11 protein-coding genes are annotated in these 14,276 nt (G+C 73.9%); 4 read left to right on the plus strand and 7 right to left on the minus strand.

Annotated features, from left to right (window positions below):
* Positions 1–2: 2 nt before the first annotated feature.
* From PHZ_RS08735 to PHZ_RS08745, 3 genes are read right to left on the minus strand one after another with little or no spacing between them, the layout of a single operon-like run.
* Positions 3–2,537: a cbb3-type cytochrome c oxidase subunit I gene (locus tag PHZ_RS08735; RefSeq protein ID WP_012522139.1), complete on the minus strand. Its 2,535-nt coding sequence runs from the start codon at positions 2,535–2,537 to the stop codon at positions 3–5.
* Entirely contained in the window at positions 2,534–3,517 is a 984-nt protein-coding gene (gene coxB / locus PHZ_RS08740; RefSeq protein WP_012522140.1) for a cytochrome c oxidase subunit II, read from the minus strand. The genes PHZ_RS08735 and coxB overlap by 4 nt, the downstream gene beginning before the upstream one ends.
* Positions 3,480–3,860: a c-type cytochrome gene (locus tag PHZ_RS08745; protein ID WP_012522141.1), complete on the minus strand. Its 381-nt coding sequence runs from the start codon at positions 3,858–3,860 to the stop codon at positions 3,480–3,482. The genes coxB and PHZ_RS08745 overlap by 38 nt, the downstream gene beginning before the upstream one ends.
* Before the next feature lie 75 nt (positions 3,861–3,935).
* On the opposite strand from PHZ_RS08745, the gene PHZ_RS22125 reads away from it, so the two are divergent.
* Positions 3,936–4,658, plus strand: a complete 723-nt coding sequence (locus PHZ_RS22125; protein WP_148216827.1) for a c-type cytochrome — start codon at positions 3,936–3,938, stop codon at positions 4,656–4,658.
* Here PHZ_RS22125 and PHZ_RS08755 read toward each other — a convergent pair.
* Together PHZ_RS08755 and PHZ_RS08760 are read right to left on the minus strand one after the other, a co-directional pair.
* A complete protein-coding gene (locus PHZ_RS08755) occupies positions 4,540–5,229 on the minus strand; it encodes a cytochrome b (protein WP_012522143.1) in 690 nt (229 codons plus the stop codon). The two genes, PHZ_RS22125 and PHZ_RS08755, sit on opposite strands and share 119 nt — an antisense overlap.
* Positions 5,226–5,972, minus strand: a complete 747-nt coding sequence (locus PHZ_RS08760; protein WP_012522144.1) for a cytochrome c oxidase assembly protein — start codon at positions 5,970–5,972, stop codon at positions 5,226–5,228. Before PHZ_RS08760 ends, PHZ_RS08755 begins: the two co-directional genes overlap by 4 nt.
* Positions 5,973–6,114: 142 nt before the next feature.
* Between PHZ_RS08760 and PHZ_RS08765 the strand changes: the two genes are divergently transcribed.
* Positions 6,115–8,529 (plus strand): membrane-bound PQQ-dependent dehydrogenase, glucose/quinate/shikimate family, encoded by a 2,415-nt coding sequence (locus PHZ_RS08765; protein WP_012522145.1) that lies wholly within the window; start codon positions 6,115–6,117, stop codon positions 8,527–8,529.
* 7 nt (positions 8,530–8,536) lie between these two features.
* Here PHZ_RS08765 and PHZ_RS08770 read toward each other — a convergent pair whose 3' ends face one another.
* Positions 8,537–10,063, minus strand: a complete 1,527-nt coding sequence (locus PHZ_RS08770) for a PAS domain-containing sensor histidine kinase (protein WP_183282049.1) — start codon at positions 10,061–10,063, stop codon at positions 8,537–8,539.
* A gap of 218 nt (positions 10,064–10,281) precedes the next feature.
* On the opposite strand from PHZ_RS08770, the gene PHZ_RS08775 reads away from it, so the two are divergent.
* On the plus strand, positions 10,282–11,223 hold the full coding sequence (locus PHZ_RS08775) for a hypothetical protein (protein WP_012522147.1): 942 nt from the start codon (positions 10,282–10,284) through the stop codon (positions 11,221–11,223).
* Positions 11,224–11,320: 97 nt separating this feature from the next.
* Positions 11,321–12,127 (plus strand): cyclase family protein, encoded by an 807-nt coding sequence (locus PHZ_RS08780; protein ID WP_201765276.1) that lies wholly within the window; start codon positions 11,321–11,323, stop codon positions 12,125–12,127.
* Positions 12,128–12,134: 7 nt separating this feature from the next.
* Here PHZ_RS08780 and PHZ_RS08785 read toward each other — a convergent pair whose 3' ends face one another.
* Positions 12,135–14,204, minus strand: coding sequence for a winged helix-turn-helix domain-containing protein (locus PHZ_RS08785; protein ID WP_041373374.1), 2,070 nt, complete (start codon positions 14,202–14,204; stop codon positions 12,135–12,137).
* Between the last annotated feature and the right edge of the window lie 72 nt (positions 14,205–14,276).

The following is a 14,276-nucleotide window of genomic DNA, read 5'->3' on the forward strand; positions in this document are numbered from 1 at the left end:
GGTCAGGCTCCGGGGAACAGGCGCACGAGCAGGGCGGCGATGGCCCCCTGGGCGGCGGCGTTGGCGATGAACAGGGCGACGAGGTCGACGGTGGAGGTGCGGTCCGGCGCCACCAGCCCGCGCACCGTGCGCGCCGCCAGATAGCCGGCCATCAGGACGACGACCGACAGCAGCACGCCCTGGAAGGCGAGCAGGGCGAAGACCGTGGCCCCCTGGCCGCTGGCGGCCGGGTCGAGGCCGGCCATCCGCCAGCTGCCCAGGTCGGCCGCCCAGGCGGCGAGGCAGAGGATCGTGGCGAGGCCGGCGAGCAGCGCCGCGACGCCGGCGCCGCGGCCCGCGGTGCGGGCGGACCTGGCGGCGAGCCAGGCCAGGCCCCCGGCGGCGGCGTAGGCGAGGACGATGCCGGCGAGCCAGACGAGATCGGGGGGCGGAAGCCAGAGATCCGGACGCCGGCTCCACAGGAAGACGTAGCTGAAGCACGCCATCAGGAAGATCATGCCGGCCACCACCAGCAGGATGACCATGGCCCACCAGCCGTGGCTGGCTGGGCCCGTGACATAGGTGGGCACGCGCACGCCCGCGCCGATGTCGACGCTGGCCGGGCCCATCGGCCAGTCCGTCTCCCACAGCCAGCGCAGCACGCAGGCGACCGCCAGGACGCCGCTGACGACGCCCGGCCAGTAGGCCTGGACCGTGAGCAGCATGAAGAAGCCCGCGGTGAAGACGGCGGCGAGCAGGGGCCAGACCGACGGGCCCGGCATGCGCTGAAGGTACTGCGGCTCGGCCCGGATGGGGCTGGTGACGAGGGTCTCGCGCAGGCCCGTGGCGCTGCCGGGCAGGAAGTAGCGGCCGGCCTCGACGTCGCGCGGCAGGTCCGGGTCGTCCCACAGCGGATAGGCGCTGCGCACCACGGGGATCGAGCGGGTGGAGTAGAGCCCCGTGGGCAGCCACTCGAGCGTCCCGCCGCCGTAGACGTTGCCGGCGTTGTCCTCGACCGCCACCCGGAAATTGCGCGCGAGGTCCAGGATGAAGAGCAGCACGCCCGCGCCGATCATGAAGGCGCCGACGGTGGAGATGAGGTTGGTGAGCTCCCAGTCCCGGCCGGGCAGGTAGGTGTAGACCCGGCGGGGCATGCCCATCAGGCCGGTCAGGTGCATGGGCAGGAAGCTGACGTGCGTGCCGAGGAAGATGAGGGCGAAGACCCACCGGCCCCACCGCTCGGACAGCGGCCGCCGGCTCATCATCGGGGTCCAGTAGTAGAAGGCGGCGAACAGCGGGAAGACCATCCCGCCGATCAGCACGTAGTGCAGGTGGGCGACGATGAAGTAGGTGTCGTGGACCTGCCAGTCGAACGGCACCATGCCGACCATGACGCCGGTCAGGCCGCCCATGGTGAAGGTGACGATCGAGCCCACGGCGAACAGGGCCGGCGTGCTCCAGCGGATCTTTCCCGAGGCGAGGGTCGCGATCCAGGCGAAGACCTGCACCCCGGCCGGCACGCTGACCGCCATGCTGGCCGCCGAGAAGAAGCTGACCGAGATGGTCGGCATGCCGGTGGCGAACATGTGGTGGGCCCAGACGCCGAAGCTGATGAAGCCGGTGGCCAGCAGGGCCAGCACCACGAGCCGGTAGCCGATGAGCCGCGCCTGGACGACGGCGGGAACGATCATCGACATCATCCCCGCGGCGGGCAGGAAGATGATGTAGACCTCGGGGTGGCCGAAGAACCAGAACAGGTGCTGCCACAGCATCGGGTCGCCCCCGCGCGTGGGGTCGAAGAAGGGCCAGTTCAGCGCCCGCTCCAGCTCGAGCAGCAGGGTGCCCAGGATCACCGCCGGGAAGCCGATGATGATCATCGCCGCGAACACCAGCATGGCCCAGGCGAAGATCGGCAGCTTGTCGAGGGTCATGCCCGGGGCGCGGGTCTTGAGCACGCCGACGATGATCTCGATGGCCCCGGCGATGGCGCTGATCTCGATGAAGCCGATGCCGAGGAGCCAGAAGTCGGCGTTGATCCCGGGCGAGTAGGTCTTGCTGGTCAGCGGCGGGTACATGAACCAGCCGCCGTCGGGGGCGAGGCCGAAGAAGATCGAGGCGAAGAAGCACAGTCCGCCCACCAGATAGGCCCAGAACGCGTAGGCCGAGAGCCGCGGGAACGGCAGGTCGCGCGCCGACAGCATCTGGGGCAGCAGCAGCACGCCGGCCGCCTCCACCGCCGGGACGGCGAAGAGGAACATCATCACCGTGCCGTGCATGGTGAAGACCTGGTTGTAGGTCTCCTGCGGCAGGATCCCGTTCAGCGGCAGGGCCAGCTGGACGCGCATGATCAGCGCCAACACCCCGGCCAGGCAGAAGAACAGGAAGGCGGCGCCGACGTAGTAGAGGCCGATGTAGTTGTTGTTGACGACGGTCAGACGCGCCCAGCCCGTGGGCGCGCGCCAGACGTGCTTCAGGGTCTCGAACTCGCCTTCGGGGCGCGGCTCGCGGGTGGGGAAGCGCTCGAAGAGCTTCGGGTCGAAGCCCGTCTCGGAGCTCATCGGCGGCTTTCCAGGTAGGCGGCCAGCGCGCGCAGGTCGCCGCCGGACAGCATCCGGTAGGCGGGCATGCGGTTGCCCGGCTTGATCGCCTGGCTGTCGGCGACCCAGCCGGCGAGCGTGCCCTGGTTGTTGGCGAGGATGCCCGCGCCCAGCGAGCGGCGGGCGCCGACGAAGGTGAGGTCGGGCCCGGCGAGGCCGCCGGCCTCGGTCCCGGCGACGCGGTGGCAGGCGCCGCAGCCGCTGTCGCGGAAGACCTGGGCGCCGCGGGCGGCGAGCCCGTCTGCGGGGGCGGCGGGAGGCGGCGCGAGGCGCGCGGCGCGCCAGCGTTGGAAGTCCTCGGGCGCGTGGGCGACGACGACGAAGCCCATCAGGGCGTGCGGGCCGCCGCAGTACTCGGCGCACTGGCCGCCGTAGACGCCCGGCCGGTCGGCCTGGATGCGCAGGATGTTGCGCCGGCCGGGGATCATGTCGAGCTTGCCGGCCAGGCGCGGCACCCAGAAGCTGTGGATCACGTCGGCGGCCTCGAGCTCGAGGGTGACGGGGACGCCGGCGGGGATGTGCAGCTCGTTGGCGTCGTGGATCGCGGGACGGCCCTCGGCGTCGAGGTAGGCCACGCGCCACCACCACATCTCGCCCGTCACGCGCACCCGCATCTCGCCCGGCTGCGGGGCCTGGGACAGCGCCTGGGTGGCGGTCAGGCCGTAGATGAGGACGCCGGTGAGCACGACGATCGGCAGGGCCAGCCCCGCGGACCAGATGAGCCACTCGCGGCCGAGCCTGTCCCGCCATTCGGACTTGCCGGCCAGCGCCACCACGAGGGCGACGGAGACCATCAGCAGCACGGCCAGCGCCATGCCGAACAGCACCCAGCTCAGGGTCGCCACCAACCCCGCGTGCGGACCGGCCGGGTCCAGCGGCGGCGGCGGCCAGCCGCGCAGCGCCTCAGCGAGCGTCGAGCGTATAGAGGTAGGCGGCGACATCGCGGGCCTCCTGCTCGGTGAGGGGAATGGCGGGCATGCCGGTCCCGGGGGAGAGCGCGGGGGCGTCGCGCACCCACAGCGCCAGGGTGTCGGCGGTGTTGGGGAAGCGGCCGGCGATCAGCGCGCGGCGGCCGAAGCCCTCGAGCGAGGGGCCGACGCGGCTCTGCGGCCAGCGGACGCCGGGGATCACGTGGCAGGCGCCGCAGCCGACGCGCTCGATCACCCGCCGCCCCTGGCCGGGGTCGGCGCCGGCGATGGCCGTAGGCCCGCCGCCCGTCTTTCCGCATCCGCCCACCAGCAGCGCGGCGCAGGCGCCGACCGCGGCGGCGCCCCGCATTGGCATCCGACCGTCCCCGTGAAGCTTGAGGATGCAACCCTTCGCGACGGCCGCGGTTCCTTCGGATGCGTCGTTTCACAGGTGGTTTCAGAGGGAGCGCCCGCCATCGCCAGCCTGTCCGGCCTCGTGTTCCGCGCCCTCGGCCTGCCGGTCATGCTCCTGGCCGCAGGCTGCGCCGCCGAGCGGCCGACGGATCCGTTCACGGCGACGGGCGAGCTCGTCGCGTTGAGCGGCGGCGACGCCGGGCCGGGGCGGGCCTGCATCGCCTGCCACGGCCTGCAGGGACAGGGCGACGGGGAGCTCGCGCCGCGCCTGGCGGGTCTGCCGTTCGGCTACCTGCTGAAGCAGATGGAGGACTACGCCGACGGCCGGCGGGCGCACCCGCAGATGAGCGAGATCGCGAAGGCGCTAGACGCCAGGTCCCGGCGCGAGGTGGCGGCCTACTACGCGTCGCTTCCGGTCCGCGCCGCGCCGGTCCCGCCCGCCGCCGCGGCGCCGCGGATCGTGGCGCTGTACCACCGGGGCGATCCCGGACGGGGCCTGCAGGCCTGTGCGAGCTGCCATGGTCCGGCGGGCGAGGGCGTGGGGCCGGCGAACCCGCCGCTCAGCGGACAGCCGCCGGGCTACCTGGCCGCCCAGTTCGACCGCTGGCGGTCCAGCGAGCGGCGCAACGATCCGCAGAACCTCATGCTGGAGATCGCCCGTCGCCTGAGTCCGGAGGAGACCACCGCTCTTTCCGCCTATGCCGCGGCTCTATCCCCAGCCAGCGGTGCAGCGTCGGCAGGCCCGGCAGCATCCCCGTGAGCACGTCGTCGGTGTTGACCAGCTCGTGCTTGAGCGTCGCGCCGACGTGGAGGGGAATGAGGACCAGGAGGCCCACGATCGTCCAGCCGTGGACCCATTCGGCCCAGGTCTCGATCGTCCAGCGCTGCTCGGGCGAGAGGCCGGCGAAGGGCAGCTGCGGCCAGGGGACGGCGCCGGCGAGCGCCAGCTCCTGATAGGGCGCGGTGGCCGACAGCATCGCCCAGCCGCTGATCGGCAGCAGCATGAGGGCGATGTAGAAGGCGTAGTGGGTGGCGTGCGCGGCGGTGCTCTGCCAGCCGGGCTTGTCGGCGTCGTTGACGGGCCCCGGGATCATCAGCCGCCAGACCATCCGCAGCAGGGTGACGACGAAGATCAGCAGGCCGACGTCGGCGTGGATCTCGTAGGCGTCGAGCTTCTCGGGTCCCACCGGCAGGCGGCCGGTGCGCCAGCCCCACCAGAGCTGGAAGAGGATCAGCGCCGCCACCGTCCAGTGGAAGGCCATGCCGACGGGCGAGTAGCGCCGCCGGCGCGTGTGGCCGCGGGCCCAGCGGCGCAGGCGGGCGACGATCATGCGGGCGCGACCCGGACCGGGGAGAGGCTGCGCCCCACGAGCGCGAGGGCGGCGAGCAGGTACGCGCCGGCCATGGGGGCCCACATGATCAGGCCCGCCAGCTGCTGGTCGGCGAGGGGCGAGAGGCCGAAGGCCCAGGTGCTCGCCAGGTGCGGCGCGTAGAGCGGCTCGGCGGCGAAGGTGAGGAGCGCGCCCAGCAGGCCGGTCTGCATCATGGTGACGAAGAGGCCCGCCGCGCCGGCCAGCACGCCGGCCCGGCGCACCGCGCTCCAGAAGGCGAGGGCCGTGCCCAGCAGGCCGGCCTGCATCAGCCAGTAGGCGAGATCGCTGGACAGCGCCCAGGCGTAGAGGCCCGGGGCGTGCCACAGCCACAGGGCGGCGGCGTGCAGGGCGACGGCCGGCGCGAGGGGCAGGGCGGGGATCGCGCGGCGGGGCAGGCCGAACGCCAGCAGGGGCGCGGCGGCGGCGACCAGCAGGGCGTGGTGCGTCGCCCGGGCCGAGAACAGGGCCGAGCTCGCGGCGCACAGCGGCGAGACGAAGCTGACGACCAGCAGCAGCCCGGCGAGCGCCACGAGGCCGTCTCGGCCGGCCCCGCCCCGGCGGCGGTGGAGGACGTAGCCGGCCGCGAGGAGGGCGAGGGCGGCGAGCAGCCAGGGATCCAGGTTCCAGCGCTGGACGAGCTCTCCAGGCGCGGGCGCGACGCCGCAGTAGGGCGACCAGGTCGCGATCTGTTGAACGGGCATGAGCGCGCGATCCTCCCCGGCGCGCCCCCCGGACGCTGAAGGGCGCGCCGGGGGAACCGCCCGCCGCGGTGGAGGTTCCCGGAACCTTAGCCGGTGAGGCCGGTTTCCGAAGGCAAGCCTACAACCAGGAGGAGGGACGCGGATGGCGCTGGAGCGCGCGCACGGCCGACGCGGGGCCGGAACCTGGATCGCCATGGCGTTCGGCGTCCTGCTGGGCCTGATCGGCGTGGTGCTGGCGATCGGCGGCGCCTGGCTGGTCGTGATCGGCGGCTCTCCCTACTACCTGCTCGCGGGCCTGGGCCTGCTGGCGTCGGGCTGGTTCCTCTTCCAGGGCCGGGTGCTCGGCGCGTGGATCTATGCGGCGGTGTTCGTCGCGACCCTGGTCTGGGCGGTCTGGGAGGTGGGGCTCGCGGGCTGGCCGCTGATCCCCCGGGTGTTCGGACCGGCGATCCTGTTCCTGCTGGCGATGGCCGTGGTTCCGGCGCTGACTCCGCAGCGGACGCCGCGCCGCATCGCCCTGGCCGGCGCGGTCGGCCTCGTGGCCGTCGTCGTGGTCGGCGGGATCGCCATCGCGGTCGCGAACCGGCCGGACGCGCCGCGGCCGCTGCCCGCCGCCGCGATGGCCATGACCGACCCCTCGCCGATGACCGTGGGCGCGGACTGGCCGGCCTACGGCGGGACCTACGCCGCCCACCGTTACTCGCCCCTGGCCCAGATCACGCCGGACAACGTCGGCCGGCTGGAGCGCGCCTGGGTGGCCCACACGCGCGACCTGCCCAGCGAGCGGGCGAAGAAGAAATACGGGGCCGAAACGACGCCGCTGAAGGTCGGCGATACGCTCTACCTCTGCTCGGCCAAGAACATCCTGATCGCGCTGGATCCCGCGACCGGCCGCGAACGCTGGCGTTACGACCCGAAGGTCTCGGACGACTGGATTCCCTACACCGCCGCCTGCCGGGGCGTGGTCTACCACCAGACCCCCGGCGCGGACCCCGGCCAGGCCTGCGCGGCCCGGATCATCGAGGGCACGCTGGACGGGCGGCTGATCGCGGTGGACTCGCGCACCGGCCGGCCCTGCGCCGACTTCGGCCGCGGCGGCCAGGTGGATATTAAGCAGGGCATGGGCCCGGTGCATCCGGGCATGGTCTCGATCACCTCGCCGCCGGTGATCGTGCGCGGGGTGGTCGTCACCGGCCACCAGGTGCTGGACGGCCAGGAGAACTCGGCGCCCTCGGGCGTGATCCAGGGCTTCGACGCCGTCACGGGCGAGCAGCGCTGGGCCTGGGACCTCGGCCGGCCGGGCGTGACGACGCCGGCCGCCCCGGACGAGACCTACACCCGCGGCACGCCCAACATGTGGACCATCGCCAGCGGCGACGAGGCCCTGGGGCACGTCTATCTGCCGATGGGCAATTCGGCCGTGGACTACTGGAGCAGCGACCGCTCGCCCCAGGAGAACTTCTACGCCACCTCGCTGGTGGCGCTGGACGTGACCACGGGCGCGCCGGCCTGGCGCTTCCAGACGGTGCACATGGACGTCTGGGACTACGACCTCGGCGGGCAGGGCACGCTGGTGGACTTCCCCACCGCGGCGGGGACGGTCCCGGCGATCGTGCTGCCGAGCAAGCAGGGCGACATCTATGTCCTGGACCGGCGCACCGGGCGGCCCATCACGCCGGTGGAGGAGCGGCCGGTCCCGCAGGGCGGCGTCGAGCCGCAGATGCGCACGGCGACCCAGCCGTTCTCGCGCTACCACACCCTGGCCAAGCCCGACCTGACCGAGCGGGACATGTGGGGCATGTCGCCGATCGACCAGATGATCTGCCGCATCCAGTTCCGGCGGGCGTCCTACAAGGGCATCTACACGCCGCCGACCGCGGACCGGCGCTGGATCCAGTATCCGGGCTACAACGGCGGCTCGGACTGGGGCGGGATCGCCGTCGACCCGCGCCGCGGCGTGATCGTCGCCAACTACAACGACATGCCGAACTACAACCGTCTCGTCCCGCGCTCGGAGGTTGAGCGGAAGGGCTGGAGCCCGCGCAGCCAGGCGCGCGGCGGCGACCTCGGCGGGCCGGAAGGGGCGGGCGACCCGCAGGCCGGCACGCCCTACGGCGTGCAGGTGAACGCCGGCTGGCGGATGCCCTTCACCAACCTGCTGTGCAAGGAGCCCCCGTACGGCGGGATCCGGGCCATCGACCTGCGCACCGGCCGCACGCTGTGGGACCGGCCGTTCGGGACGGCGCGACGCAACGGGCCGTTCGGCATCCCCTCGATGCTGCCGCTGGAGATCGGCACGCCGAACAACGGCGGCGCCGTGGTCACCGCCGGCGGGGTGGTGTTCATCGCCGCGGCCACCGACAACCTGGTCCGCGCCATCGACCTTCGGACCGGCGAGACGCTGTGGAGCGACGTCCTGCCGGCCGGCGGCCAGGCCACCCCGATGACCTACGAGGCGAACGGGCGGCAGTACGTCGTGATCATGGCCGGCGGCCACCACTTCATGGAGACCCCGGTCGGCGACGAGGTGATCGCCTACGCCCTGCCGCAGCGCTGAGGCCCGGTCAGGCGAGCGTGCGGGAGGCGGCCGGCAGCGGGTCCAGCTCGGCGTTCAGCGGCGGGCCGATCCGCAGTTCGGCGCGCAGACCGTCGGGGGCGAAGTCGATACGCATGGAGCCGCGCAGGTCTCCGGCGCTGAGCTTCTCCATCAGCCGGGCGCCGAACCCCTGGCGCGTGGGGGAAACGACGGGCGGCCCGTCGTGCTCGCGCCACCGCAGGCGCGCCCCGCCGTCGGGCTCGAGGGCCCAGGTCACCTCGAGGACTCCGCCGTCCGCGCTCAGCGCGCCGTACTTGGCCGCGTTGGTCGCCAGTTCGTGGACAATCATGCCGAGCGCCAGCGCCCGGGTCGCGTCGAGGTGGATGACGGGCCCGTCCAGAGAGACCCGCTCGGCGTAGGGCTCGAGCTCGCCGCGCACCACGGCGCGCAGGTCGGCGCTGCTCCAGGCGCGGGCGGTGAGCACGTCGTGGGTGCGGGCGAGGGCCACCAGCCGCCCCTCGAAATCGCGGATGAAGGTCGCCATGTCGGGCGCGTTGCGGGCCGTCTGCGTCGCCATGGACTGCACGGTGGCCAGGTTGTTCTTCACCCGGTGATTGAGTTCGTTGAGCAGGAGCTGCTGCTTCTCGGTGAAGACGGTGCGCTCGGTCACGTCGCTGCCCTGGGTGATGATGCCGGTGACGCGGCCCTCCTCGTCCCGGATGGGCTGGTAGATGAAGTCCACGTAGCGCATCTGGACCTCCCCGCCGGGCGCGTGCTGCAGCGGCACGGCCAGCGCGCTGCCGGCGAACGGCTCGCCGGTGGAGAAGACCCGGTCGAGGACCTCGAACAGCCCGGTTGGGGCGACCTCGGGCAGGGCCTCGCGAGCCGGCACTCCGATCACGTCGCGGTGCCCGATGAGTTGGCGGTAGGCGGCGTTGGCCAGGCTGAAGACGTGGTCCGGCCCATCCAGCACGGCCACGAAGCCCGGCGCCTTCTCGAACAGCGCAAACAGCCGCTCGCCCTGTTCGCGGTAGCGCTGCTCGCTCGCGGCGAGCGCTTCCACCGCCTCGCGCAGGCGGTTCTCGGCCAGCACCCGGCCGGTGGTCTCGATGCAGGTGCAGAACATGCCCCTCACCGCGCCGGTCTCGTCGGGCAGGGGACTGTAGGTGAAGGTGAAGAAGGTCGGCTCGGGATAGCCGTGGCGCTGCATCAGGAGGGGCAGGTCCTCCTGCCAGACGCCCTGGCCGTCGAGCGCCGAGCGGACCAGGGGCTCCAGGTCGGGCCAGATCTCGGCCCAGATCTCCTGGAACCGCAGGCCGAGGGCGGCGGGGTGCCGGGCGCCCAGGATCGGCGCGTAGGCGTCGTTGTAGATGAAGGCGAGCTCGGGGCCCCAGGCGATGAACATCGGCTGCTGGGTGTTCAGCATCATCGCCGTGGCGGTCCGCAGGGCCTGGGGCCAGGCGGCGGGGTCGCCGAGCGGCGAGCGCGACCAGTCGTGGGCGCGCATGAGCGCGCCCATCGCCCCGCCGCCCTGGAGGAAGCTCGGAACCGTCACCGGACGCCGCGCGCTATCGCGCGCGCCGGAGCCCCAAGCGGCGCCTTGCGCCACGAGCCTGCCGGCCATCTCCGCGTCATGCTGGTCCCCCGCACCGTCGGCGTCCGGAGGAGAACGCACAACCCCGCCCAATGGTTTAGCCGCGGCGGCGTGCAGCATTGCCGTGGCGTGTTTCGGACCTTACAGCCCAAGGCCGTTCATCCGTTTCCGGCGTCCCAATGTCCAGCGTAACGGCCCGCGAGTTCGCGCCGGCCCCCTCCATGTCCGAGTACATCCAGGGGCTGCTGGAGGAGACGCCGGAGGTCCGGGATTCCGAACGGCAGCGCCTGCTGACCGACCGACTCCTCACTCCCGTCCTGCCGTCCCTTGAGGCGCTGTTCCGCGAGCTGCGGGCGGCGGCTGACGCCAGGCTTCGTCCGCTCCACCCCGCGCCGGGCGCCAAGCCCTGGCCCATCGGCGAGTGCCTGCAGATCAGCGAGACGGTCCGCCGGCGCCTGGACGGTCCGGAGCCCGCCGCCCTCTCGCCCGCCGCGGCCGAGGGATGGGCGGCCGTGCGCGCCTTCCGGGCGGCCGGCGGGACCGTTCGCCGCGCGTGGGGCGACCTTCGGGGACGCTATTTCCAGAACGCGCTCATCGTCGGGGCGCTGTACGTGGACGTCTCGAACGACACGGTGGACCCGGCCAAGCCGCCCGTGGAGATCCTGCCGTTCGACGCGGCCGGCTTCCGGCCCATCGCCGGCTTCGGCCACTACGCGCGGATCGCGGCGAGCTACTGGGGCCAGCGCGTGCTGCCGAACCACATCCTTCCCGACCTCGCGCCGTACCTGCCGCTGATCCACATCAGCCCCGCGGGCCGGCTGAGCCTTGGGCCGCTCACCCGCTACATGCTGGGGCTGACCCTGTCGCAGGGGTTCGGACCCAGCGAGCGGGCGCTGGCCTCGCCGGCGCTGTCGGCGACGACTTTCGCCAGCTTCGCCCCCCTGTTGCCCGGCGCGGCGGCCAGCGCCGAGGCGGGCCGCGCGGACGCCCTGGCGCGCTGCCGGACCTACCGGGCCGAGGGGCGCAGCCTCTGCGCCGAGAGCTACAACCGGGCGCTCGCCGCCGGGCGAGAGGCCAATCGGCGGCTGGAGCGGGTGCTGGCCCTGCCGCAGGCCTCCTGAGGCGGTCCAGCGGCGCGGCGAGCGGTTCAGTTACTGGCGTTGGCGGGCGGCGCGCGCCGGCTAGGATCGCGGCCATCTTCTACCGCCTGGACCCGCCGTGACCCTGCGCGCCATCATCCGGATCCCCACGTCGCCGGCGCGCGGCGCGCGCCTGCCGCGCCGCGCGGTGCTGTGCGGCCTCGCCACGGCGAGCGCGAGGCCGTCGGGCGCCAGCGCCAGCCCCGGGCCCAGCCAGGAAAGGACCCCGCCCATGCCGCGCTTCGTCGAGATCAGCCATGTGATCGAGGAGGGCATGACCACCTATCCGGGCCTGCCGACGCCGAAGATCGAGGTGCTGGTGGATCACGAGGGCTCGCGCGAACGCTACCAGGGCCAGTCCGAGTTCCTGATCGCCTCGCTGCACCTGTGCGGCAACACCGGGACCTATGTGGACGCGCCGATCCACCGGCATCGGCACGGCGCCGACCTGGCGGACCTGCCGCTGGAGCGGGTCGCCGACCTGCCGGTGCGGGTGTTCGACGCCCGCGCCGAAGGGCGGGCGATCGGCCCCGAGCTGTTCCGCGGCCAGGACCTCGACGGCGCCGCCGTGCTGGTGCGCACCGACTTCAGCCGCCACTGGCGGACCGAGCGCTACGGGCGGGACAACCCGTTCCTGACCGCCCAGGCCTGCCTGCGGCTGGTGGAGGCCGGCGCGGCCTTCGTCGGCATCGACTCGGTGAACATCGACGACCTCGCCGACCTGGCCCGGCCCGCGCACACGATCCTGCTGGGCGCGGGGATCCCGATCTGCGAGCACCTGACGAACCTCGAGGCGTTACAGCCCGAGGGCGGGCGGCTGCACGCCGCGCCCATCGCGTGGCGGGGCGGGGCGACGTTCCCGGTGCGCGCCTACGTCCGGTACTAGGCGCCCGCTACCGGCGCGCCGGGCCCAGGCGCATGAGGCCGAGGTCCACCGCCTCGGTGAGGGCCTCGCCCAGCGTGGCGCCGCCGAGCGCCGAGGGGGTGACGCGGGCCGCCATCGGCCCGGGATCGGGCAGGCGGCGACGGGGGGCGCTCCAGGGCTGGAACCACAGCGCCGGCCGGGGCCGGGCCGACGTATCGAGGATGAAGACTCCGTCGTCGGAAGCAGCCCAGGACTCGTAGGGCCAGACCTCGGCCGCCGGCCGCCAGGCGCCGCCGTCGAGGCGTCCGATCGTTTCGGCGCCCTGGCGCTGGCCGTAGAGCGCGCCCGACGGGGCGGCCTGGACCGAGCGCCAGCCCTGGCCGCCGGGGACCGGCGCCGGCGCGGCGCCGGGCGCTGCGGGATCCACCGTCATCAGCCGCCAGGCCTGACCCCGCCGCTCGACGTAGTAGACCCGGCCGCGGGGGCCGAACACCGGACTGCGCTTGTCGCGGCCGTCGTCCGTCAGCCGCAGGAGCCGCGAGCCGTCGCGGCCCACGGTGAAGATGTCGGCCTGGCGTCCGATCACGGCGATGAAGGCGAGCGAGCGGCCGTCGCCCGACCAGGCGGGGCTGCTCACATAGCTGCCGAGCCCTTCGGTGAGGCGGGTCGCGCCGCCGCCGGGCGCCGAGATCCACAGGTCGGGCGCGCCGGCCCGGTCCGAGATGTGGGCGACGGCGCCGTCCGGCCCCGTGACCGGGTCCCAGTCGTTGGAGGCGGTGACGATCCGCGCCTCGGGGGCGCCTGACGGGCCGAGGCGGACGAGGCCCGAGCGGGGGCGGGCGATCTCGACCACCGCCTGGCCGGTGCGGTCGGCCGACATGTGCAGGAAGCTGACGACCCCCAGGCCCAGGCTGACCTGCTCGGGCTCGGCCGGCCGGCGCGCGTCCAGGCGCCAGAGGCCGAGGCCGCCGCCGCGGTTGGAGGCGAAGAGGAGATTCCGTCCGTCGGGCGACCAGACGTAGCCGGCCGCCTTCCAGCCGTCGCGGGTGAGGGTGCGCTCCCGCCCCGTGCGGACGTCGAGCACCACGATCTCGTCGGCGCCGAAGCGCAGGGTGCGGCGGAAGGCGACCTGCCGCCCGTCGGGCGAGGCCTGGGGCTCGTTGTCGCCCAGCGTGTCCGGCGGCGGGGCGGTCAGGGCGCGGACCTCGCCGGTCGTGGCGTCGATGGCGGAGAGGCGCGGCAGGCCGCCGCCGGCCGGCGTGTCGGCGACCACCAGCGTGCGCGCGTCCAGCCAGGTCGGATGGGCGCCGGCCTCGCGGCAGGGGGCCAGCCGCCGCTCTCCGCCGCGGGGCACGATGGCGACCATCACCGCACAGCCGCCGTCCGGGCTGCGGCGCAGGAAGGCGATCCGGTCGCCGTCCGGCGCCCAGGCCGGGGCGAAGTCGTCGTCCGGCCCCGAGGTGACCGCCGCCGCCTCGCCGCCGGCGACCGCGCGCAGGTGGATGTCGCGCGGGGCGAAGGGCAGGGCGGCGTGGGCGTAGGCCACCTGCCGCCCGTCCGGCGACAGGGCCGGGAAGGTCTTGAAGCCCGGCTCGGAGGTCAGGGGGCGGAAGTCGCTGGCGGCCCACGCCTGCGGCCGCTGGCTCCACAGCCAGGCGCCGCCCAGCGCGGCCATGACGGCGAGCGCGGCGACGGCGGCGGCGATGAGGGCGGCGCGCCGGGGCGGCCGCACGGCGCGGGTGGGAGCCCCGCCGTCGGCCTGGAGCCGGTAGCCGACGGTGGGGATGGTCTCGACCACGATGGCGGGGTCGGCCGCCAGGGCCTTGCGGAGCTGGACCACGCAGCGGGTCAGGGCGTCCTCCGAGACGATCCGCCCGCCCCAGCACTGCTGGCCCAGGGCCTCGCGGCTGACCGCCGCGCCGAGACTGCGGTGGAGCGCGACGAGAACCTTCATCACCCGCGGCTCCAGCGGGCGGACGCCGGCCGGGCCCTCGACCTCCAGTTCGGCCGGGCGCACCTCGGTGGCCGCCAGCCGGAAGGCCGGCTCGTAGGCCAGCACGATCTCGCGGGGCGGCCGGATGCTGGTGTGCTCGTTCATCGGCAAATCATCGGCAAACGATCGGGTCCGGACCCAGGCGCGTCGGCCGCCAAGTCTCCGACAAAACAGCGT

It is taken from the genome of Phenylobacterium zucineum HLK1, from assembly GCF_000017265.1.
Taxonomy (GTDB): Bacteria; Pseudomonadota; Alphaproteobacteria; order Caulobacterales; family Caulobacteraceae; genus Phenylobacterium; species Phenylobacterium zucineum.

Bases quoted from the DNA above. Each gene is read 5' to 3' on its own strand.
- coxB (WP_012522140.1), bottom strand. From the start codon at position 3,517: ATGTCGCCGCCTACCTCTATACGCTCGACGCTCGCTGAGGCGCTGCGC.
- PHZ_RS08755 (WP_012522143.1), bottom strand. From the start codon at position 5,229: ATGATCGTCGCCCGCCTGCGCCGCTGGGCCCGCGGCCACACGCGCCGG.
- PHZ_RS08775 (WP_012522147.1), top strand. From the start codon at position 10,282: ATGTCCAGCGTAACGGCCCGCGAGTTCGCGCCGGCCCCCTCCATGTCC.
- PHZ_RS08760 (WP_012522144.1), bottom strand. From the start codon at position 5,972: ATGCCCGTTCAACAGATCGCGACCTGGTCGCCCTACTGCGGCGTCGCG.
- PHZ_RS08785 (WP_041373374.1), bottom strand. From the start codon at position 14,204: ATGAACGAGCACACCAGCATCCGGCCGCCCCGCGAGATCGTGCTGGCC.
- PHZ_RS08765 (WP_012522145.1), top strand. From the start codon at position 6,115: ATGGCGCTGGAGCGCGCGCACGGCCGACGCGGGGCCGGAACCTGGATC.
- PHZ_RS08745 (WP_012522141.1), bottom strand. From the start codon at position 3,860: ATGCCAATGCGGGGCGCCGCCGCGGTCGGCGCCTGCGCCGCGCTGCTG.
- PHZ_RS08735 (WP_012522139.1), bottom strand. From the start codon at position 2,537: ATGAGCTCCGAGACGGGCTTCGACCCGAAGCTCTTCGAGCGCTTCCCC.